This is a genomic window from Methanosarcinales archaeon, from assembly GCA_014859725.1.
Classification (GTDB): domain Archaea; phylum Halobacteriota; class Methanosarcinia; order Methanosarcinales; family Methanocomedenaceae; genus Kmv04.
The window spans coordinates 1-20,705 of sequence record JACUTQ010000019.1 but is presented as its reverse complement, the minus strand read 5'-3'; the positions used below and the strand labels follow the sequence as shown (position 1 = coordinate 20,705).

22 protein-coding genes and 2 pseudogenes are annotated in these 20,705 nt (G+C 41.2%); 7 read left to right on the top strand and 17 right to left on the bottom strand.

All coding sequences use genetic code 11. The features are described 5' to 3' along the window. Positions 1-52 precede the first annotated feature (52 nt). Positions 53-820: a TRAM domain-containing protein gene (locus IBX40_03015; GenBank protein MBE0523293.1), complete on the bottom strand. Its 768-nt coding sequence runs from the start codon at positions 818-820 to the stop codon at positions 53-55. A gap of 53 nt (positions 821-873) precedes the next feature. Here IBX40_03015 and IBX40_03010 point away from each other — a divergent pair, with 53 nt between their 5' ends. The 3 genes and pseudogenes from IBX40_03010 (at position 874) to IBX40_03000 (ending at position 2,809) form a co-directional block, all read left to right on the top strand. Further along, on the top strand, positions 874-1,362 hold the full coding sequence (locus IBX40_03010) for a 6-pyruvoyl tetrahydropterin synthase family protein (GenBank protein ID MBE0523292.1): 489 nt from the start codon (positions 874-876) through the stop codon (positions 1,360-1,362). A gap of 64 nt (positions 1,363-1,426) precedes the next feature. Further along, positions 1,427-1,753: a DUF2111 domain-containing protein gene (locus IBX40_03005; protein MBE0523291.1), complete on the top strand. Its 327-nt coding sequence runs from the start codon at positions 1,427-1,429 to the stop codon at positions 1,751-1,753. Positions 1,754-1,791: 38 nt separating this feature from the next. Then, a pseudogene (locus IBX40_03000) lies at positions 1,792-2,809 on the top strand (histone deacetylase). 42 nt (positions 2,810-2,851) lie between these two features. Here the strand turns inward: IBX40_03000 and IBX40_02995 are convergent. Next, entirely contained in the window at positions 2,852-3,886 is a 1,035-nt protein-coding gene (locus IBX40_02995) for a hypothetical protein (protein MBE0523290.1), read from the bottom strand. Between the two features lie 250 nt (positions 3,887-4,136). Between IBX40_02995 and IBX40_02990 the strand changes: the two genes are divergently transcribed. Continuing rightward, entirely contained in the window at positions 4,137-4,727 is a 591-nt protein-coding gene (locus IBX40_02990) for a hypothetical protein (protein ID MBE0523289.1), read from the top strand. A 34-nt stretch (positions 4,728-4,761) separates the two neighbouring features. On the opposite strand, the gene IBX40_02985 is transcribed toward IBX40_02990, so the two are convergent. Together IBX40_02985 and thpR are read right to left on the bottom strand one after the other, a co-directional pair. Further along, complete coding sequence (locus IBX40_02985) at positions 4,762-6,111, bottom strand: CCA tRNA nucleotidyltransferase (protein ID MBE0523288.1); 1,350 nt, start codon at positions 6,109-6,111, stop codon at positions 4,762-4,764. After that, on the bottom strand, positions 6,104-6,652 hold the full coding sequence (gene thpR / locus IBX40_02980; protein MBE0523287.1) for an RNA 2',3'-cyclic phosphodiesterase: 549 nt from the start codon (positions 6,650-6,652) through the stop codon (positions 6,104-6,106). The genes IBX40_02985 and thpR overlap by 8 nt, the downstream gene beginning before the upstream one ends. Before the next feature lie 117 nt (positions 6,653-6,769). On the opposite strand from thpR, the gene nikR reads away from it, so the two are divergent. Further along, entirely contained in the window at positions 6,770-7,189 is a 420-nt protein-coding gene (nikR, locus tag IBX40_02975; protein ID MBE0523286.1) for a nickel-responsive transcriptional regulator NikR, read from the top strand. Between the two features lie 119 nt (positions 7,190-7,308). Here nikR and IBX40_02970 read toward each other — a convergent pair whose 3' ends face one another. The 4 genes from IBX40_02970 to IBX40_02955 all read right to left on the bottom strand — a co-directional run bounded on the left by IBX40_02970 (position 7,309) and on the right by IBX40_02955 (position 10,715). Continuing rightward, positions 7,309-8,043: a SagB/ThcOx family dehydrogenase gene (locus IBX40_02970; GenBank protein ID MBE0523285.1), complete on the bottom strand. Its 735-nt coding sequence runs from the start codon at positions 8,041-8,043 to the stop codon at positions 7,309-7,311. Positions 8,044-8,164: 121 nt separating this feature from the next. Then, the gene (locus tag IBX40_02965) at positions 8,165-8,761 is read right to left on the bottom strand and encodes a hypothetical protein (GenBank protein MBE0523284.1); all 597 of its coding nucleotides are present in this window, start codon (positions 8,759-8,761) and stop codon (positions 8,165-8,167) included. Positions 8,762-8,817: 56 nt separating this feature from the next. Further along, positions 8,818-10,113 carry a hypothetical protein gene (locus IBX40_02960; GenBank protein ID MBE0523283.1) on the bottom strand — a complete coding sequence of 432 codons (1,296 nt, stop codon included), beginning with the start codon at positions 10,111-10,113 and terminating at the stop codon, positions 8,818-8,820. 80 nt (positions 10,114-10,193) lie between these two features. Next, entirely contained in the window at positions 10,194-10,715 is a 522-nt protein-coding gene (locus tag IBX40_02955; protein MBE0523282.1) for an alpha-hydroxy-acid oxidizing protein, read from the bottom strand. Between the two features lie 160 nt (positions 10,716-10,875). Between IBX40_02955 and IBX40_02950 the strand changes: the two genes are divergently transcribed. After that, positions 10,876-11,067: a hypothetical protein gene (locus IBX40_02950; protein MBE0523281.1), complete on the top strand. Its 192-nt coding sequence runs from the start codon at positions 10,876-10,878 to the stop codon at positions 11,065-11,067. Positions 11,068-11,311: 244 nt separating this feature from the next. Here the strand turns inward: IBX40_02950 and IBX40_02945 are convergent, their stop codons facing one another. Together IBX40_02945 and IBX40_02940 are read right to left on the bottom strand one after the other, a co-directional pair. Beyond that, positions 11,312-11,698 carry a DUF5402 family protein gene (locus IBX40_02945; protein ID MBE0523280.1) on the bottom strand — a complete coding sequence of 129 codons (387 nt, stop codon included), beginning with the start codon at positions 11,696-11,698 and terminating at the stop codon, positions 11,312-11,314. Further along, entirely contained in the window at positions 11,699-12,751 is a 1,053-nt protein-coding gene (locus IBX40_02940) for a U32 family peptidase (GenBank protein ID MBE0523279.1), read from the bottom strand. Positions 12,752-12,939: 188 nt separating this feature from the next. Between IBX40_02940 and IBX40_02935 the strand changes: the two are divergent. Next, a pseudogene (locus IBX40_02935) lies at positions 12,940-14,894 on the top strand (agmatine deiminase family protein). 21 nt (positions 14,895-14,915) lie between these two features. Here IBX40_02935 and IBX40_02930 read toward each other — a convergent pair. From IBX40_02930 to IBX40_02900, 7 genes are all read right to left on the bottom strand, one after another. Beyond that, positions 14,916-15,713, bottom strand: coding sequence for a sugar phosphate isomerase/epimerase (locus IBX40_02930; protein MBE0523278.1), 798 nt, complete (start codon positions 15,711-15,713; stop codon positions 14,916-14,918). Positions 15,714-15,717: 4 nt separating this feature from the next. Next, a complete protein-coding gene (locus IBX40_02925) occupies positions 15,718-16,830 on the bottom strand; it encodes a pyridoxal phosphate-dependent aminotransferase (GenBank protein ID MBE0523277.1) in 1,113 nt (370 codons plus the stop codon). Continuing rightward, positions 16,830-17,330 carry a hypothetical protein gene (locus IBX40_02920; GenBank protein MBE0523276.1) on the bottom strand — a complete coding sequence of 167 codons (501 nt, stop codon included), beginning with the start codon at positions 17,328-17,330 and terminating at the stop codon, positions 16,830-16,832. Before IBX40_02920 ends, IBX40_02925 begins: the two co-directional genes overlap by 1 nt. Positions 17,331-17,402: 72 nt before the next feature. Continuing rightward, the gene (mtnP, locus tag IBX40_02915) at positions 17,403-18,263 is read right to left on the bottom strand and encodes an S-methyl-5'-thioadenosine phosphorylase (GenBank protein MBE0523275.1); all 861 of its coding nucleotides are present in this window, start codon (positions 18,261-18,263) and stop codon (positions 17,403-17,405) included. Positions 18,264-18,277: 14 nt separating this feature from the next. Then, positions 18,278-18,982: a phosphoribosyltransferase gene (locus IBX40_02910; GenBank protein ID MBE0523274.1), complete on the bottom strand. Its 705-nt coding sequence runs from the start codon at positions 18,980-18,982 to the stop codon at positions 18,278-18,280. 189 nt (positions 18,983-19,171) lie between these two features. Then, complete coding sequence (locus IBX40_02905) at positions 19,172-20,020, bottom strand: TrkH family potassium uptake protein (protein ID MBE0523273.1); 849 nt, start codon at positions 20,018-20,020, stop codon at positions 19,172-19,174. Next, the gene (locus tag IBX40_02900) at positions 19,978-20,622 is read right to left on the bottom strand and encodes a TrkH family potassium uptake protein (protein ID MBE0523272.1); all 645 of its coding nucleotides are present in this window, start codon (positions 20,620-20,622) and stop codon (positions 19,978-19,980) included. Before IBX40_02900 ends, IBX40_02905 begins: the two co-directional genes overlap by 43 nt. Positions 20,623-20,705 lie beyond the last annotated feature (83 nt).

Below are 20,705 nucleotides of genomic sequence, written 5' to 3'. Positions count from 1 at the left end.
CGAATTGTTTGAGAATGGATACTGTGCCCGAGTAAAAACTGGTCCCAAATTTTTACTCCTCAATGATATCGGCGAAGGCAAAATTGGGTTGTACTTCACGGATGCGCACCCTTACTTGCTGGCCGATCTTACCATTTTTAATAAAAACAACAAAATCATCTATTTTAGCGATTCCATCTCTCTTTTCGCCAATCTCCCGGATCACTACATCATATTTCTGTCCTTTCTTCAATTTGGAACTCAGGAATTTTTTTCCGATCACATAGATCTCAGCACTTTGTTTTCTCGAGGCTTTGGGAGTATAAGACCTGACGTACACAAAATGTTCCTTGACCTCATCAAGGAAATCCTTGAACAGGTCTCCCTGGAATACTTTTACTACAAAATTACCTCCGGGCATGAGTAGTTGTGTTGCCAGATTAAGTGCTGACTGGCACAGGTCGATGGACCGGCCGTGATCCAGGCTCCAGTTACCTGTAAGATTGGGTGCTGCGTCGCATATCACTGCATCTGCACCTTGTTCGCCTATGATCTCCTCGATCCTTTTGAGAGTCTTCTCGGATGTGATATCCCCTTTCATTGTCTCAACACCTTCAATAGGATCAATCTTTTGCAGGTCCACTCCGACCACGCGGCCGCCAGAGAGTTCTTTTGCCATCTGGAGCCAGCCACCCGGGGCCGCACCCAGGTCTACCACAGAATCACCAGGTTTTATGATCTGATGTTTCTCATTGATCTGCCTGAGCTTGTATGAGGCTCTGGACCGGTACCCCTCATTCTTTGCCTTGTGGTAAAAATAATCCTTCTGGTTTCTGGCCATAGCAAGGGTTTATTGGTAGAAAAGTCCTTAAACCTCTCCCAGGTGAAAAAAAATTGTTCATAGAACTTGACGGCTGGAAGGCAAAACTCAGGTTTTCTGCCTGTCATTTTATTCCAGACCATCAAAAATGCGGAAAATTACACGGTCACACATATGCTGTATCTGTACGTGTGGAAGGTAGCCAGAGAGGTGAATTCATAATAGATTTTGAAGAACTTAAAAATATTGTCAGGGATGTTTGCGATACCCTGGACCATAGAGTATTGGTTGCAAAAAACGACCCCAGATTGAAGATAACGGAAGATGCACAACATTATAACATCGATGTTATTAGAAGCTGCAAACATTATATGCTGCCCAGAGAAGATGTCATGCTATTGCCAATCTCTTCGGTAAGTGCAGAGGATTTGTGCAAATATTTGCTGGCAGAGATCGGATCAGGTCTCAATAGTAATGGGTTTGCAAAGAACATCACGTCTCTTGAATTAAGGGTTGATGAAGGGATCGGACAGGGTGCCGGATGCAGTATGAGCCTGAGATAATCGGTTCCATATTTTCAAAGCCTTTATATATTTGATACTCATTTCACATCTTACTATGGAAGGAATAGAGCTTACCAAAGATTCAACATCAAAAGACCTGGAGTCATTGGCAATGGCAATATATTCTGCTGTTGGGCTTCCTATTACTATGAGAAGTAAGAACAAAAAGGGATTGAGGATCGAGAATAACCAGGTCATTGATACCGATTATACTGGCAAATATCTGGAACTGGCACTTGAAAAAGGAGAGATCGTCCACGGATTTGCTGATGAAGGTCCTTATAAGGATACTCCTGTAATTGTCTCTCCGATCAAAGATAAGAAAGGTGAAGTGGTAGCTGCAGTAGGCGTGGTCAACCTGGCAGGTTTCATCGATCTTACCAGACTTTAATCAATAAATTTTTTAAGTCATCCATCGTTTTTAATTTAATGAAGGTTGGTTATGTATATCATACGGACTTTTTAAAACACAATATCGGCAGACATCCTGAGAATGCCGGACGCCTCGTGGCCATAATGGATGGTCTTGATAAGACCGCTCTTATTGATTCCCTGATCAGGATCGAACCGATTTTAGCAAATATCGGCCAGATCAGGTACATCCATTCTTCAGATTATATCCAGATGGTCAAGGATTTCTCTTCAATTGGGATGCCTCTGGACCCTGACACACCAACATCTAAACATTCGTTCAAAACTGCACTCCTGGCTGCGGGAGGTGTGATAGCTGCCGTAGATGCCGTAATTGGAGGTCTGGATAGTGTGTTCGCACTGGTGCGCCCCCCCGGTCATCATGCTGAACCTGACAGGGGAATGGGTTTTTGCCTGTTCAATAACGTGGCCATAGCTGCCAGGTATGCCCAGGCAAAGGGGCTGGAAAAAGTATTGATAGTTGACTGGGATGTACATCACGGAAACGGGACCCAGAAGGCTTTCTATGAGGATGATTCGGTATTGTATTTTTCAATTCATCAGTATCCGCATTATCCGGGGACCGGCAGAATAAATGAAGCAGGGGCTGGTAAAGGAGAAGGATTTACAATCAATGTACCCCTTCCACATGGGGCAGGGGATGCTGATTATATGTACGTATTTGAAAAAGTTCTCTTACCTGTCTCCCGCCAGTTCAGGCCAGATATTATATTTGTAAGTGCGGGACAGGACGGACACAGGGACGATCCACTTGCAGGCATGAACCTGACATCTGAGGGCTACGCTTTAATGACCGGAGTGGTGCAGTCCCTGGCAGAAGAACTGTCAGGGGGGAGACTAGTACTGGCACTGGAGGGGGGGATATAACTATCAGGCTCTGGCCGATTCCGTTATCTCAATATTTACAGCATTGCTCAAAAGGGTGAAAATTACAATCGATGAACCGTCTAATACTGTAATGGAGATCGTACAGCAGACATTGGAGTTACATCAGTTATACCGGGATGATAATTAAAAAACTTCAGATTATTCCCAATTCCGATTTAGACACATATTATTACATCCTGTTGAACATGGTAACCTTTCCGCTTTTTTTGAGATTGAAGTGGTTGCCTGATATTTCCAGGATCCTGATTATGGTGTCATTTACTATATTGATAATGTCAATTTCATTGAATCTGTGAAATATCTTTATTTCATTATCGTTGTGTTCAATTCTAATTATTAGCCCGTTAGTCTCACATATCTCCGAGATGTATCTGATAATATCATGGCAGTCCGCATCCTCAATTGACACGCTATATATCATGGTTATAAGGCTGCAAAGGTCATCAGAAAAATCATGGGATTTAAAGAGTTGAAGGAAGATGTCCCTGCTGATAATAATATCCTGATAATTGTCAGCTTTCAGGATATAAACGAGTCTCCTCCAGAATTTGATATTATTTAATATCTCATCCATGATCATCTGGTTGTATCCAAAATGATCCATGACTGAACTGTAGGCCTCTTCTTCGCTGTTGCATTGTTCGTAGTCTATTATGATGAGACTGGGGGATTCCACAACCTTTTTAGTTATCAAATTAAGGGGGTAATGGGCCAGCAAGCATGAATAGCTAATGACTATCCCTTTTAAGTGTTCAGGGTCTTCGGTCTCGAATGAGATGCGGATCCTCTTAAGATCCGGACTTATCTCAGTTTGCTGTGTGATCTGGTATCCAAATATATCTCCATGGGTATTGATAGCTTTGATATATTCTTCAAAAGTTAAACTACTTTTTCCCAGCAGCCTCGGATATTTTTCCAATATACCCCTGAAAGTACCCAGAGGAGGGACCCCCAGGCTTCTTTTTACCAGCCATTTGACCAGTGGGATCGGGATAAGACTTGCAACCTTGTTCTCGATAATTTCGTTTCTCAACATGATCACTCTTTGCTGGTCACTGGTTATCTTTTTCAAATTATCCTCTAGCCGGTAATTATCAATTAGTTGTCTGATGGCGAGACTAAGGTTATTGCCATTGGAGTCAAGAATCGGTTTTAGAGTCGCAAGATCATTCTTATCTATAGAAATAGTTCTCCGAATTTTCATTTTTTCCCCCTCGTATTACGCGTAATAATATCAATTTAAATAATTACTACTCTGCGGTATTTTTTGTAATACATTAGTAGTAAATTTTTCTAAATATGGTATGATTCCATTATAAAACTATGTATACCAGAGGGGTGCGATGGAAAGGGGATTAGAAATGAAAAATAATCTATCGATAATCCGGCCAGTGTGCTCGGTTATTATTTATCGCACTTTCAAAGATGGGTATATCAGATAAGGAGGATAAAATATGAAGAAACTATTTACAGGCATGTTTGTGCTTATGGTTCTGCTTTCGCTGACCATAAGTGCTGAAGCATTCGATTCTAAGTCAATCTATCGAGACAAAGGTATGGCTGCATATGCAGATTGGTATGAAGATAACGATGGTGTATATACCGATAAATTCATTCAAGCAACAACGAGTAATGAAGGGACCGATATCTCTGTTTATATCTTTACATATGATGAAAATACAGGTGTCTGGTCTGACAAGTGGGGTTATATGTTTACCCAGGAGGATGTTTTTACAATAGATAAAAAACTTAATTCCGCAACTCTTTCTCCTGTTGACATCGAGCTCTATGTTTCTGATTCGAATACGGATACTTATACTATAGAAACCGTAACCATCGCTGCCCAATGGACAGGTGAAGGTAATGTTATGAAGAGCAGCTCAAAGTATATTTCAAAGTACGATGACTTTATGTCGAAGTACAGCGATAATACATTGTACAGGGAAGCTACAGCCACCGGGTCGATAAATAAAGAGGACCTTGGACCCAGCGATTATGGTCAACTGATTAAATTCAACTCAGTATCTATGTATATGGATAAGTAGGCACAAAGCCTGCTTTTTTTTATTTTTTTCTAAATTAAAAAAATGTATTCAAAAATACCCTGAAATTTTCAGAGTTGATCTTCAACAGTTCTGAGTCATTAACCACATAAAATCCTGACTTGATACTTACACCCACATGTTTCCCTAATTTGCATGAATGGATTTCGTGCCTGATCAGGTCAACAACATCAGTATATTGTCTGGGTATATCAACTATATACCGTCCGTTCTCGATATATACCCGGGAGTGACCAGTATGCTCGTATTTTTCCTTGAAGTCCCTGGCGTGTTGTCTGGAAAATATGGGTGGACCGTGGTGTTTTTTTACAGGGGGTAAGTACGATGTGAGCATTTCAAGTACAACAGCAGCTTTCGTCTTCCCTGCCCACACATCCCCTTCAAATACCGAAAACCCATGTCGTTCAACCAGGTTCCTGATACTTTTATGGAGCATGAACAGTTGAGGATATACAATATCATCCACCAAATCAGGCCTGTCAAACACCAGAGCCACGATTGAGGTCCCGCGTGCAGCCAGGATACCTTCAAATTCCTCATTGTTAATAGGTTCAATAGGCTGGGGGAAGAAATGTGCCAGACCAGGACGTATCAGATACTCTCGTGATGCATCGACGAATTCTGCCATTTTGTCCAGGGTGAGTGCTGCGGCCACATTCCTGGCAGGGTCTGTTGGATCGATCACGACCAGGGCATCATCATGTAATTTTGTACCGTGTCCGATTATGTCTATTATGGTTCCAAATTTCCAGTTGTCTGCGGCAACCAGCACCTTCAGGAATGATCCGTAATAGATGACCAGCAGCTCGGCCAGATATCCTGAAAAACCACCGGTCTTGAGGTCAGAACCATATACTCCGGCACCTTTCATGAATTGTTTCAATAACAGTACGTCATTTTCAAGCTCTTTGATCCTGGATAATATGAACTGGTTATGAAATGGCGTTCTGTCCACTGCTGATTTTATCTGTGCTGCACTGGATACCCTGAAACAGGGTACCAGGTCAACCTCGAAACCATTGAAGTTGGCATGGATGTAGGGATGCTCTGCGTATCGTTCCTCATAATCACTAGCATCCTCAGCGACCTTTCTGGCAATTTCCAGCCCAACGGTCTTAAGGTCAGCTTCAGTTGTTTCGTCTGGAAATGAAATAAAAATATCCAGGTCGTGTTCACCAGTTATCCATGTACCTCTGGCTGCTGAACCCACAAGAAGGCCGTTCACTTCAGATAATCCAAGGTCCAAAGCTACCTTATCAACAAGAGATATGATATTTTCAGCTACTTCTTGCATTTTCTGTTGCTCATCAGAGGTAGGCTTAATCCTTGCCAGGACCTCATATAATATTTTATCTTGATCATTCATGAAGTGGAATTTCCTTTAGTGTCTCGTATATGGGCCCTTTGGGGGTAAGAGTACTCTTCTTTAAAGTGATAGTTTTTACCTGCAACTCACCCAGGTCCACATCCTGCAGCTTGGCTAATATATGGGCTATTTGTGATTTTGATGATTCGTCCAGGTACTTGACTCGGGCCAGTGTGGCATGAGCAGTAAATTTTCCCTTATCCTTTTTGAACCTGAATTCTTTCAGTACCCGTTCCACTTCACTGTGCAGCAGGTCAAACTCACCGTGAGCACCCAGCCATACCACTTTGATGTAACTGGGATTGGGAAACACACCCACTCCGGCAATCCTGGAATTGAAAGGTGTGCAGTGAATTTCAGAGAGGGCAGTTGAGATGGGTTCTACCTGGGATTCGGTAATGTCGCCCAGGAATTTCAGGGTCAGATGCACAAGTTCCGGTTTGACCAGTTTCAGACCTTTCAAATCCATTTCCTGCTGGATGGATTCGATGAGCTCTTTCATGGAGTGAGGCAGTTCCACGGCTATGAATGTGCGTATCATGTAAATCATTGTTATTAGTGACGTAATTGATTTAAATATACTTATTTTCATACCAGTCAATCAAAACATTCATGTATAAAGAAACAGTCTGATAATATCAATTAATGGAGCCTAACAATGGAAAAAGACCTGACCAGGATCGGAATATCCCTGCCCGAAAATCTGCTAAATAAATTCGACATAATCATAAACAACAGAGGCTACTCTTCCCGCTCAGAAGGTATCAGGGATGCTATAAGGGGTTATATCAGGTACTATGACTGGATGAGCGGCATTGAAGGTGAGCGGGTAGGCACAATAACCCTGGCGTACAATCACCACCAGAGGGGTATTGAGGACGTCCTGAGCGAGATCCAACATAAATATGTAGATGTAATCAAATCTTCAGTCCATGTCCATATGAACCATGATAATTGCATGGAAGTCATAATCCTACAGGGAGAAGGCAAACGGATAAAAGAGATATTTGAAAATCTTGTCAAACATAAAGGTCTTCAGCACGTCAAGCTCAATACCATCGTACCCAGTGAGATCTAGGACTTCCCGATAAGGTCTTTTAACTCTGATATTCTAAGAATTACAGGTACATTTTCACTGCCCCTGCACAGCTGGTGGCTGAGTTTAGTCACCATGATAATGGTTTTCAAAACCCAACTTTATTTTTTCCCCACAGATGCAATATATATTACAAATTGTTCCACTCCATCAAGCTCAAGCAGATCGTTCATATGATCGTCTGAAAAAGCTGCAATGGCGCATACACCGCAATCTAAAGAGCCTGCACTTAGGTACAGGTTCTGGCAAACATGTCCTGCGTCGAGGTGAAGATACCTGTATCCTCTTTCTCCATACCGCCATTTCATTCTATATGCATCTGCTACCCAGATAAAAGTAACAGCACTTTTCCTGATAAAATCCTGTCCTAAACAGCCTTGTGTCACCCTGTCAGCTATGTCAGGATCTGTGTTTATTTCCACCAGTCTGTTTTCGATAGCTAAAAATCTGTAAATACCTTCTGGAACATCCTTGACATTATTGATAAGCAGATATGTTTCAAGAGCATGTCTTGCACCTGCTGAGGGCACATTCCTGAAAGTTGCACCATGTGTGACTTGAACCACTCCCTGTGTAACCCACAGTAAATATGACAGTTCTTCAATTGTTAATGGTTCCTGTGAATACCCGCGTATACTTCTTCGACCCATAATTGCCTGTCTCAGATCAAAGCTTCTTATTTCAATATTTTCATGCCGGGGAAGTTCCGTTACTCGTCTTGATGCATCATATTCCATCTCTAACGGAGGTTGGGGTATGTTACGGAATTGGTCAGACCTATCAAGATACTGGAACTTTGTTTTTTCCATAAATTCTTTTCCAATGGAACTCATCATTTTCAACTTCCTTTTCTTATATTGTAACTAAATGCTATACTTGTTCTCCTCATCTGGGAGTAGACTCAGATGGGGGGATTTGAACCCGCAGTGGGACATACTTTTCATATCTCCAAAAATTTCATTCATTTTTCAACAACTTCGAATCCTTCCTGATATCCTGTTTCATTGACTCAACTAATCCCAGATCCACCTTTTTTTCTTGATAAGCAGCCAGAAACGAATCTTTATCTAACAATAATATATCACTTTCACACAACTTTTGGAATCGATTGCAGGTATTTGCACTCATTGTATCCACTACATTTGCAGTATACCTGGATGTGAAATGAAAGTCTTCTGAAAGTATCAGGTCGATGTGGTTATAGAGACCGGTTGTAAGGATGCTGCAGTCATTTCGTACTTCTTTCGATTCCACACCATGTTCTATATTCATTGATATGGTGCACTCTTTCGTTATACTTTTCTGAAGATAATTCCTGTTATTTTCGAGATTTACTGCACTGGCTTTTTTGATCCTGACCATTGTCCGGTCATATTGCTCTTTTGATATCCGGTCTACATAGAACAGATCATCCAGTTCTGTCTGGACAGTCGGCGGTATGAAACATGCGATGCTGTCACGATGCAGTATCTTGATAATGTCATCAATATCTCTTGATTCCTTCAACAAAAATGAAGTATCAAACAACACATTCCGGATATTCCTGAAGAGCATACAAATTAATTAGAAGCATGATCGTATAAACCTGGCTATTCACTCGTTCGAAAAATTTATACACTCCTTGTGGATGCTTTTCTGGGGTCGGTCTCGTTGATAATAACACTCACAGATTCTTGATTGAATCCTTTGAATCCCTGTCCCCTTTCAATGTTCTCAAGATGACTGCCTAAGGCCCCGATGTTTACAAATTTATCATATTGTTCCCTGGTTATCAATCCATTATCCAATAGATGTCTTGTGCGATTCTCGTTAACCTGCCAGTTTTCCCCATAAGTGAAATCCTGCCTCAGGAACTTGAAATTTGAAAAGGGTGCCATAACTTTTATACCATGTCCGGGGAGTTCATTCTCCTGTTTCTCAAAATCGACCCTTGCAGCAAGGTGATGGAGACCTGCTTGCATAATACTCTCCCCATGCAGTCCAACCCACAGGCCAACTGTACCCAGCTTATCCCTTGATTCTAATCCTGTATGGGCAAAGTCGGTCTGTTTCTCATCAACACCCATATCAACATCTGCAAACACTACTATGTTGCAATCCGGGTGTTCCAGAAGCTGTGCACCCCAGCCAGCCTGAGCACCGGCATAAAAGGATTCCCTTGGAACCATACCCATAAGTTCCAATATCCAGATCAGGTGAATAAAATTGCTCCTTGAGGATCTGAAAGTATGATGATCATGATTCCCCCAGCCCATACCCAGTTCATCCTGCCTTGCTTTTTGAACCCTGGCTGCCTTGTTCCTGCTTTCCCAGTATTTCCTTTCAGCCCTGAAAAATGCATCTGCCATCCTGGGTATGTGCAGTTCCCGCTGCATTTTCCTCACAAGTACTTCAAGTGCTTTCAGGCCCTCCTCATTTGTATCAAATCCTCGTTCCCTTGAAGAAAATAATTCCAATGCAGTCAGATATTCTGCAATATCTGTTGATCCCCTGATAACAAAACCTGAATAACCCCTCCTCTCAACAGCTGTTAAACGATAATTTCCCTCTTGTGATACTTCCAATTTCCTTAATTTTGAGAACTTTTCACCCTCGATCAGGCTTCCGAAGGCATGAACCCTGCAAAAATTATCAATATCCTCGACCTTGAGAGCCAGTTCGAAATAATCTTCTCTATGCACAAGTACTGGAAAGAAAATACTTCCTGAATTATGGAATAATCTGGTATGTTGAGGCAATTCACTATGTTTATTTTCCCTAAAATTCAAATTAGTAAGCTTATTAATATCAATATAATTTTCAGGGATCCCAATATAGTCTATCCAGTCAAATAATCTGGTAGATGTTTGGGTTTCAAGCCCTTCTGCCAGTTCTTGGGCAAATTTGTTATTATTTAAAAAGTCCAATACCTTGGACTTGATATAATCTTCAGCTTCATGATATTATTTCCAATCAGACTCCCCTATACCCATTTCAATACCTCCAATTATTTATCGAATATTCTACAATTAATATCATCAATTGATTTACAGCCTGTCATTACCATCCCACGTTTCAGATCACTTCTAAGGTAATCAAAGTGAAGTTTAATCCCTTCGGGTCCGCCGCCAACGGCTGCCCTGATCATATCCCGACCTATCAATACACCATTTGCACCCAGTGCAAGCATTTTCATTACATCAAATCCGGTCCTCACGCCACCACCAGTAGGGTTACCGTCACAAACCTTGTAGACTCCACAAAGACCTGCAAGTTTTTCAAGCGCGTTATTTCTTACCTTAACAAGAGTAAATTCCTCTTTTTGGGAATGTACCTGGTTTAATTCGTCTGAGGCTATTAATTTCAATGAATCCCTGGTAGCACCACAGATTGGGCATCTCCACGTACCAGGAATATTATTAAAAGTAGTCCTGGCTGCTAAATTGGTCTCTGGATCGCCCTTCTTTTCATCATATATGTATATTTTACAAACAGTGCATAGATATCTTGCCGTATATTTTTCCCCCATCACATTGTAATATTGTGTACCTCATTGGGTTAATAATAATAACCCATCTTCGTCAGTTTCTCACATAAATTCTTCATTTTCCCTCTATAAATAGCTACCTACAATTGCTACTCCTCACGTTTTTCTCATTACGTTTAATCATATACATAAGGTGCAGACTATGAATTTACACTCACAGTCACGGAAAAAGAAATTCAATCTAAAAAAAGTTATCATGGTTTTCGATCGCGGAATGGTCTCAGAAGATAACCTGAAGCATCTGGAAGGTAGCAAGAACTATCTGTACATTACTGCTCCGGACAAAGACATGTTGAACGGAATTGATTTAAGCCTGAGAGGTTCAAGAACTTAACAAAAGAGACTACTACGAAGACCTGGGAGTGGATAGCAGTGGCAGACGACATATATTGGTGTTTAACCCGGACCTTCTCAAGAATCAGCGAAAGGCCAGGAAAAAGCGTGGTCATAACTACGGAAGGGGGTTCTGAGGTTCGGACTTTCAATCTCAAATTATTATGGGAATTTTTTTGCGAAATTTCACTCAAACTTGAGTTATAATAAATAATACTTATGATATATTAAATTTTCAAAAAAACCTATCGTTTTCGTTTTATCAATTGCAAAATGTATATATCTGGTCTGGGCCTATTTCCAGAGGTTGTAGAAAAATCTGCATAGCAGTGGGGACATAGATTGCGCATATTCAGTGAGGCAATTTCCTGGGTACCCGGGATTATCCTCGCAAATACAAATTTTGAAGGGACTTCAAAAGATTGAGAAATATCCTCAAGTAGTTTTAAAATGTGTGACTCAAAAATTTCAAGATCATCCACAAGCAGCCCCCTGGTATTTGCTGTTAATCCCGAACATCCGCATGGAAGTGCAAAAAGGTCTAGCTCAGTTACCATTATTGGTCGGCCTATTAGTTGCCGCATTCCGTTTTCGATATCAGCACGGTTTCTTAACAGATTATTTAATGTCATTTAGGTTTCAATCCCCTTTTTTTTAATAGTATTCCAGGGTATAAGTGTTTCATCTTTTGTGCCTTTATTTGAATATACCAGGGCAATTTCTTCCACAAGGCGCTGGCAGTAGCCACATTTGTGGCAAAATGTACTGTGTTTCTTCCACTGCTGTATTGAACCATCAAGAGCTTTGTTTGGAATATTATAGAGATCTATCAGGTCCTTGGGGCAGTCCATCAAATCCATCAGGTTGCCGTCATAGCTTTCATTAGCATATGCATTGACGCAATTAAGAATCCAATTAATGAAATGGGAGCGGCCTCCTATCTTGAACACATTTGTGATATGGGCATATTCTTTCAGGTCTTCGGGCCTGATAAATGGTGATTTAAGGAGTAGTGAAGGGTCTTGAATGCGCATTGTCAGGCATTTGTGGTAATAATAGTCATCCTGCACATTAGGGCGCGGGTGAGGGCCGTTCACGTGGGAGAAGAAATTAAAATGTGCATACCTGAATGGACAGCGGTACAGACAACCTTCATTGACTAACAATTTTAGTTCGCAGGAGACTGCATCCCTGATAGCTTCAAGTACATCGAAGTGACGATTCACATTTGAATCCACCACAATAGAGCTGGCCCCTAACTGTTCATAAAATTCTGCCTTCTGGGGACTATCCACGAATGCCAGCACACTCACCACGACAGGAATGTTGAATTCCTGGGCTGTCAACTCCACCAGATAGGGGTCTGCAACAACTAATGTATCCACACCGATATCTTCCAGATTGCCAATATACCAATGTAGAAGATTATATCCTTCGGTACTTAGTTGATTTCCGCCCATGCATGAGCTGTTCAGCACCATCTCTACCTTGACATTGTTCTTATGACAATATTCGGTATGCCTTTCGATCTCTTCCAAACTAGCATGTCCTAAATTTACCCGACCTGTACCGATATAATCTGGCGAGCCGGCCATGAAAATAGAATAAATGTCCTTAGAACCTGCAAGCAACTCCTGTAAGCCTTCAAAATGTCCGGGGTGTGGTACGTAGAGTTTTTTATCCATGGTTCGTGTTTGGTTTTATGGGAGGTGATGGTGATAAAGGTTTTTGTCGAGCCGATACTTTTCGATCATTTTTACCAGTTCCCTAATACCCTGGTGATGCGTCCTAAGAAATTCCAATATTAACATTTTTTTTATTATATATTTTGAAATAAGAAAGTGTTAAATTCAATAATTCATATTTACGTCAAATGAAAATGGCGCCCGATAATATCGTAACCATAGGATTGATCCAAACGAAGATTTCTGAAAATATCAGCGCTAATATGGCTCATGCAGAAGAAAAAATAAGAGAGGCTGCGAAAAGGGGTGCTAAGATCATCTGCCTTCAGGAGTTATATCGAACAACCTATTTTCCATGTGAAGAAAAAAAGGATGCTACCTTACTTGCAGAAACAATTCCCGGAGATTCCACCAGAGCATTTTCCTGTCTGGCAAAAGAACATAATATCGTGATTATCGTGCCTCTATTTGAAAGGGGCGAAGATGGGAATTACTATAATTCAGTTGTGGTGATCAATGATAATGGAGAACTCATGGAAACGTATCGTAAGATCCATATTCCCCACGACCCTTTTTTTTACGAAAAAGATTACTTTAAACCTGGTAATTTAGGATATCATGTTCATAAGACCCGTTATACATCCTTTTCTGTACTTATCTGTTATGATCAATGGTTCCCTGAGGCTGCCAGGATCAATGTATTAAAGGGTGCTGAGATCATATTTTATCCCACCGCTATCGGCTGGATCAAAAATGAAATGCCGCCAGAGGATGATTGGCATGGTGCCTGGGAAACCATCCAGCGGTCTCATGCCATTGCCAATGGGGTCCATGTTGCTGCAGTCAATCGGGTGGGTGAAGAAAACGGCCTGAAATTCTGGGGAAGTTCTTTTGTTTGTGACCCTTTTGGAAAGGTGCTGAAAAGAGCCAGTAACGAAGAAGAGGACGTGCTGGTAGTGGACCTGGATCTGGATAAGAACAAAGAGATTAGGGAAGGCTGGGGTTTTTTGAGAAATAGACGCCCTGATACGTATGGTCCACTTTCTGATCCGGTTGGGGAACGATTTTTATGAAGAGTGACATGCCGGGCAAAACTCCTGAAGAATCAGGGTATCTGATGCCTGCAGAATGGGAAAAGCACGAAGGAATCTGGTTAGCATGGCCTCATGATCCTGATACATTTCCTGACAGAATTGAAAACGTTGAAAATATATATATAAAAATTATAAAATCCATTCATGAAAGCGAAAAGGTGCATCTTTTCGTAAAAGATGGACCTATGAAAGTAAGATTGACCGGGGTATTTGAAAAAAATGATTTCAATTGTGATAGAATACATTTTTTCATATTCGATTATGCAGATGTCTGGATACGTGATTACGGGCCCATTTTTCTGATTAATGAACAGAAGGATCGCTTGGCAATGGTTCGCTGGAGGTTCAATGCATGGGGAGAAAAGTACGAAGAGCTTATGAGAGATGCAACGATTCCCGCTATGATCAACCGGACAATGCAATTACCGTGTTTTGACTCTAAGATGGTTCTGGAAGGTGGTTCCATAGATGTGAATGGCAAGGGAACGCTGCTCACGACAGAACAATGCCTGCTGAACAGGAATAGAAATCCTGACCTGAAAAAGCAAGAGATCGAAGACAAATTAAGGGAGTATCTGGGAGCAACCCATATAATCTGGCTGAGAAACGGGATCCTGGGTGATGATACCGATGGACATATCGATGATATTGCCCGTTTTGTCAATCCCACCACTATTGTATGTGCTTATGAAGAAGACATGTCTGATGATAACTATCCCTTCCTGAAAGAAAACTACGAGTTACTGCTTGAGGCAAAGGATCAGGACAAAAATCAATTGGATATCATTAAAATGCCGATGCCAGGATTTGTTGGAGATGACCAGGGACGGCTTCCAGCAAGTTATACAAACTTTTATATTGGAAATACAGTGGTTCTGGTTCCCATTTTTGGACATAATAATGACCATCAGGCACTGGATATTATCAAATCCGTTTTCCCGGGCCGTACAGTAGTTGGCATACCCTGTAATGATCTGGTATATGGATTCGGAGCAATCCATTGCATTACGCAACAACAGCCTGCTCAGATTATGGGACATATATACTGAGGGCAGTGGTAACGATCTGAATTAAAGCGCCAGCAATCTCTCTTTCCCGGTGATCACGTCCTCCATTGTGAAGACCTCCAGGTTATGGATGCCCTCAAATCCCAACTCTTCTATCACTGTCAGATCCACTGTTCCGCTGCCTGGCGCCATGTGTATATCTCCATCATATTCACTTGTCCACACACCCATATTGTCATGGACGTGTACGTGAACTACATGTTCTTGTACAGTCTTCATGAATTTGTACACTTGAATCTGGTCAGCCCTGGTAGTTAGATTTGCATGGCCAACATCAAAGGTAATTCCAAGACGATCAGAATCCACCTGTTCCACTGCATCTACCAGTTCAACCGCTTCACAGCACAGGTTTCCAAATGCTGTCCCCTCTTTATTTTCAAGACCCAGCATCACTCCATGGTTATCTGCAAACTCTGCTAATCGCTTCAGGTTATCAACCATGTTTGAAAAACTCTTAGAACGGTCAATTCCAACCAGTCCGGGGTGGACAACCATCACGTTAGACTGAAAATTGGCTGCCAGTTCGATGGACTCCTCCATTAACCTGAAATCAGATATATTCATTTCAGCTGTATTCACACATAGATCACGTGGATATGTTTGAACGTCAGCATAATATGGGGCATGTACCGATGTCACGCCACTGGTGGTTGACAGAACATCAAACACTTCTTGTACACAGTCATGTTGAAGATTTCGCCCCTCATATAACCCCATCTTTGGGACATATAGTTCAATAGAATCGACCTCATCGATCAAATCTTCCAGTGGGGATGCAAAAGAGGATGCCCCAATGATCATTGTATTACAGCACCTGACCCATAATATCTAGAGCCTTCAGGATATCATCCTCACTCACCGCATATGATAATCTGATATGCCCCTCACCATTGGGCCCAAAAGCAGAACCTGGAACAGTTATCACTCCCGACTCCAGCAGCTTCTGGACAGCTTCCATGGAATTATCCACTTCAGGAAAAGCATAGAAGGCTCCCAGAGGCTCTATGCATTTTATTCCCAGGTCCTTTAATCCTTTCATCAAAATGTCACGCCTTAATCGGAAACTTTCCCGCATCTCTCTTACGCTGTCCTGGGGACCTGTTATGGCAGCCAGGGCCGCCTTCTGTGCAATACTGTTAGCACAGGCTTGCACGTACTGGTGTATCTTTAACATTTCTTCGGTAATATCACTTGGAGCCGCCATATAACCCAGTCTCCAGCCTGTCATAGCATAAGTCTTGGACGTAGCATTTATTGTTACTACATTTTCAGAAAGACTGGCTGGACTGACATGTTCTCCCGAATATAGAAAATGCTCATACACTTCATCAGAGATGATTGTAATATTGTGATCATCTGCAACCTCGCACAATCCACGTATCTCATCTCTTGATTGTACACTGCCTGTGGGATTAGATGGTGAATTTATAACCAGGACCTTTGTTTTTTCAGTAATACTCTCAACTACATTATCGGGGATCAGTGTCATTTCATCGCTTAACGGTACACCTACGGCTGTTGCACCTGCCAGATCGGTGAGGGATACATAGGATACGAACCCTGGGTCCGGAATCAGGACTTCATCACCTCGCTCAACCAGTGCCAACAGAGCTATATGAAGCGCTTCCGATGCACCCGATGTTATAATAATTTCATTAGGTTTAGCTTCAAAATTGTTCTCTTGTTTAAATTTATTACTGAGAGCTTCCCTGAGTTCAGGTATTCCCAGATTCATGGTATAAGCTGTGAACCCATCTATGATAGCATCTATGGCCGCCTGTTTAATATGATTCGGAGTATCGAAATCAGGCTGACCTAAACCAAGATTAATGGCATTGGGACCGGAACCCTCAAACATCTTTCTGATACCTGAAATATCGATCTTGTCAACCCTTGATGAAAATCTTCTACTGGCCATCATTCTTCCTCCCTGTATTCAATTTTTGTGATATCCCATCCGTCAATTGATTTTAATTCATGAAAAATCAACATTATCCGAGCTATACTCCCTGTCCAATGTAATACTTTATTCACTTCACTTTCATTCAGTTCTGTTATTATACTTTCAACAAAAAGCTCCAGTGCATTCTGTTTTGAGAACTGAATATTGAATATTGCTCTGTATCCACCTTGAGTTTTTCCATAGGATATCAATGTATAACCATGATTTTCATATACAGGTATTTGCTCAAAATTACAGATTATTTCCTTTTCATGAGTTAATGATGAATCTATTTTAGAAAAACAATTAATAACCTTCCTCACAACATCACTGCTTTTCTGCTTACCAAACCATACCTTGATCTTCCCGGTAGTACATGACAGCTGGACACTATCGCAGCCCATTTCAATGGATGTGATATCCCTGGTTCCATCAACAATATTATCTTTAATTAACCTGGGTGTCTCTTCATACATCTGAATATGAATATAGATTATTTTGATATCAATCTTGTGGTTTAGTTCAAATTGTTTGCTTGATAATGTTTTTTATTGTAGATATTTACCAATGAGAATGTCCAATCTACGTTTTGTCTCAACAGGTATAGCATCCTGTGCAGTGGTGATAGTGCCTGCCAGAGAAGTCCTGCATTTGCAGTCGTCCTCCCCGGAAATGCGCGGGACCACGGCCCTTATTATCTCACGTACTGCTTCTTCGTTCTTCATAGCATTTTCTATAATGGTCTCGATGGTAACATCTTCTTCATGCCATACATCATAATCAGTAACCGTTGCTATCATACCGTAACACATCTCTGCTTCCCTGGCCAGTTTAGCCTCTGGAAGGGCGGTCATCCCTATGATATCAAAACCTAAGGATTGGTACACTTTCGACTCGGCCCTCGTTGAGAACTGCGGCCCTTCCATACAAACATATGTCCCCCCGTTATGGACATTATAATTCTTTTCCCTGCATACTTCTGCCAGTTTGAATGAGAGGTCACTGCAGAATGGATCCGCAAAGCCCATATGCACTACAATCCCGTCATCAAAGAATGTGCTGACCCTCTGGCGGGTACGGTCATATATCTGGTCAGGTATAACAATATCAAGGGGTTTCATTTCTAACTTTAAACTGCCCACAGCAGAAGCCGAAATAATCTTTGACACCCCCAGTTTCCTGAGTGCAAAAATATTGGCCCTGCTGTTTAATTCACTGGGAGATATTCTGTGTCCTTTGCCATGACGTGTTAAAAAAGCCACATCGGTATCTCCGAAAGCACCGATAGTAATGCCATCTGACGGTTTGCCAAACGGTGTATCGACTTCAATCTCTTGCGCGTCATCCAGCATTGATGCATCATATACACCGCTTCCGCCAATAATAGCCACTTCTGCCGTATTTTTTATCATATCACATAACCTCATTCAGGTAAGAAACTCCAGCATGTACTGCCGTTAACACTTTTCGTTTCGACTATTTTGATGCGTTCCATCTCATTCATTACTTCATGCAGTCTGCCAGGCTGCGCTATCTCAAAATTTATTGGATCAATCATATGATAATGATACAACCCACTGCGGATATCATCTAATGTCAGAGCATCCTTTTTTTCTTTTATCATCAACTTGCTGATAATATCAATCATATCTTCAACAAAGTTCCAGGGATATACGATCCATGCCCATTCTTCTACCTTCTCACCCAGATAATCAGGGACCATCTCTGAAGTAAATAAATATTGAAGCGCAGCCGTACGGATCTCCTGAGCATCTTGGGTCTTAACATACTCCTTAGCATGGATTATGCTCTTTCCAGTATCCACAATATCATCCACAATGAGGACTTTCTTACCAGTCACTGAATTTTCAGTCAAAGGATATATTATCTCAGGTTGACCGCTTGCAGCAGCAGTACCCAGATAATGTTCTATCTTCAAGCTGGTCAGGTCATTCAATCCAAGGAAATCACATAGCACTCTGCCAGGGAACCATCCTCCTCTTGCCAATGCGATAATGATGTCAGGTTCATAACCAGATCTCTTGATCTCGTTTGCAACATTGCGGGTCAGGTTGTAAATATAATCCCAGTTAGTAATTACACATTTGAATTTATCAGGCAGTACCATAAGGTAGTCTCCATTTAGTTTTTTATGATTTTATGGACTTCACAAGTAAATAATTTTTCATGGTATATAAAGTAAAACCGCATTTAAAGTATTTTTAAGAAGAATGGCAAACCCTCAAATATCCATTGACATAGTCCAGATTCCCATATTTTAATTAAGCAAGGATAGTAAAATCATTTCCACCCTCTGTTATTCAAATCCCCGGAATATAAGCTTGAACATTATAATAACTGGAATGATTTCTAACCGTCCGATCCACATATTGAATATCAGCATAAGTTTTCCAGGCCAGATCATATCGGGAGACGTGATTCCAGTGGATAGACCCACATTGCTCTGTGCTGATACCACTTCAAATATCATGTCATCCAGATTATAAATTGAGGGGGTGACATGGAGCATAACAAATATTCCGAGAATGAGAAAAATAAACCACAGAAATGTAATAAGTGCGGCTTCGCTGAGTAAGGCGTTTATATTATCATTTGACAGCACCTTCTCGCCAAACTTATGAACAACAACTGCTTTTTCCGGCATTGTAATCTTTTTGAACCACCAATCTATTCCCGAATATAGAGCAACACCACGAATAAGTTTAATACCGCCAGCTGTTGAACCAGCAGCGCCACCCAGCAGCATTACTAGAATGAGTATAATCTGAGCAGTGGGACTCCAATAGTGAATTTTTCCGGTTTGCAGGCCGGTGCATGTCAGGGCTGAAACAACCTGGAATAGCGAATACCGCGATGATATTAACCAATCGCTGAAATGGAAATAATTTTCCAGTGCAAGACCAAACGCAGCCACGATAATTACAATCAGTAAAGCACGGCACTGTAGATCCCTCAGAAATTCAGCCGGATTGCCTTTCAATATTTTATAATGGACGAGGAATGAAACCGCACCCATCATCATTATTGGAATGAGAGCTAATTCAATTAAAGGATTATTATATGAGGCTATACTTGCATCTTTGATTGAAAAACCTCCTGTTCCTATGGCGACCATGGCATGATTAATTGAATCCCACCACGGCATCCCGCCGCCAGGAGAATCAATATTGAAATAAATGTAAGAATAAGGTATATCCACCAGATCATTCTTACTGTATCCATGATATGTGGAAAGATTCGTTCTTCCCGTCCCTCAGCACGATATAAATAGAACATGATAGTACCCGGCCGGGTTATTATGCTGAGCATCAGGACAATGACACCGACACCACCGACCCATTGAGTGAGAGACCGCCAGAACTGTATGGTATGGGTAAGATTTGATGGAGCAACGATCATACTTAGCCCGGTACCGGTCCATCCGGAGACTGCTTCAAAAAACGAATTTAACGGGGACATCCCTTCTACTATTATATAGGGGAGAGCACTGAATAGAGGTATAACAAGCCATGCTATGGATGAGATAGCCATAGCATGTTTCAATTTGAGATCATTCGCATCCCTGGATATAACTTTTAATAAGAGTCCAGCGATTCCCGAGAGAAGAGACGTGGCAAGTAATCCAAGGGCTGCACGATATTCATTGAATATGAATGAAATCGATATTGAAAGAAATGATAATGCACATACTATTAATAAAAGATTACCAATTTCTCTTGATATAATTTTTAGATTATCCAGTTTCAAACCAATAAGCCTCGTAATAAAATGTTATTAAGATTATATTCTTCATAAATATAAACTTGAAAACCTGTAATAATTGATTATGT